Source organism: Corynebacterium phocae (assembly GCF_008693075.1).
GTDB lineage: Bacteria > Actinomycetota > Actinomycetes > Mycobacteriales > Mycobacteriaceae > Corynebacterium > Corynebacterium phocae.
Genome location: NZ_VXKJ01000027.1, coordinates 1 through 1,624 on the forward strand (window position 1 = coordinate 1; position 1,624 = coordinate 1,624).

General features: G+C 54.5%; 1 rRNA gene. It reads left to right on the forward strand.

Going from position 1 to position 1,624, the window contains the following annotated elements:
* The first annotated feature begins 86 nt into the window (after positions 1–86).
* Positions 87–1,605, forward strand: a 16S ribosomal RNA gene (locus F4V58_RS02220).
* Positions 1,606–1,624 lie beyond the last annotated feature (19 nt).

Here is a 1,624-nt window from a genome sequence, read left to right on the forward strand (position 1 = left end):
TTTTCGTGAGTGTTTGCGTTGGTTTGTTCTTGATTTTGTTAGGTTTGGGCTTTTCACGGCCTTTTCTTCTTTTTCTTAAAAGAGATTTTGTGGAGAGTTTGATCCTGGCTCAGGACGAACGCTGGCGGCGTGCTTAACACATGCAAGTCGAACGGAAAGGCCTCAGCTTGCTGGGGTACTCGAGTGGCGAACGGGTGAGTAACACGTGAGTGATCTGCCCTGGACTTCGGGATAAGCTTGGGAAACTGGGTCTAATACCGGATATGACAATCGTTTAGTGTCGGTTGTGGAAAGTTTTTTCGGTCTGGGATGAGCTCGCGGCCTATCAGCTTGTTGGTGGGGTAATGGCCTACCAAGGCGTCGACGGGTAGCCGGCCTGAGAGGGTGTACGGCCACATTGGGACTGAGATACGGCCCAGACTCCTACGGGAGGCAGCAGTGGGGAATATTGCACAATGGGCGCAAGCCTGATGCAGCGACGCCGCGTGGGGGATGAAGGCCTTCGGGTTGTAAACTCCTTTCGGCAGGGACGAAGCTTTTTGTGACGGTACCTGTAGAAGAAGCACCGGCTAACTACGTGCCAGCAGCCGCGGTAATACGTAGGGTGCAAGCGTTGTCCGGAATTACTGGGCGTAAAGAGCTCGTAGGTGGTTGGTCGCGTCGTCTGTGAAATCCCAGGGCTTAACTCTGGGCGTGCAGGCGATACGGGCCAACTTGAGTGCTGTAGGGGAGACTGGAATTCCTGGTGTAGCGGTGAAATGCGCAGATATCAGGAGGAACACCGATGGCGAAGGCAGGTCTCTGGGCAGTAACTGACGCTGAGGAGCGAAAGCATGGGTAGCGAACAGGATTAGATACCCTGGTAGTCCATGCCGTAAACGGTGGGCGCTAGGTGTGAGGGACTTCCACGTTCTTCGTGCCGTAGCTAACGCATTAAGCGCCCCGCCTGGGGAGTACGGCCGCAAGGCTAAAACTCAAAGGAATTGACGGGGGCCCGCACAAGCGGCGGAGCATGTGGATTAATTCGATGCAACGCGAAGAACCTTACCTGGGCTTGACATATGCAGGATTGGGCTAGAGATAGTTCGTCCCTTGTGGTCTGTATACAGGTGGTGCATGGTTGTCGTCAGCTCGTGTCGTGAGATGTTGGGTTAAGTCCCGCAACGAGCGCAACCCTTGTCTTATGTTGCCAGCACGTTATGGTGGGGACTCATGAGAGACTGCCGGGGTTAACTCGGAGGAAGGTGGGGATGACGTCAAATCATCATGCCCCTTATGTCCAGGGCTTCACACGTGCTACAATGGTCGGTACAATGCGCAGCGACACTGTAAGGTGAAGCGAATCGCATAAAGCCGGTCTCAGTTCGGATTGGGGTCTGCAACTCGACCCCATGAAGTTGGAGTCGCTAGTAATCGCAGATCAGCAATGCTGCGGTGAATACGTTCCCGGGCCTTGTACACACCGCCCGTCACGTCATGAAAGTTGGTAACACCCGAAGCCAGTGGCTCAAACTCGTTAGGGAGCTGTCGAAGGTGGGATCGGCGATTGGGACGAAGTCGTAACAAGGTAGCCGTACCGGAAGGTGCGGCTGGATCACCTCCTTTCTAAGGAGCATTATTTGGC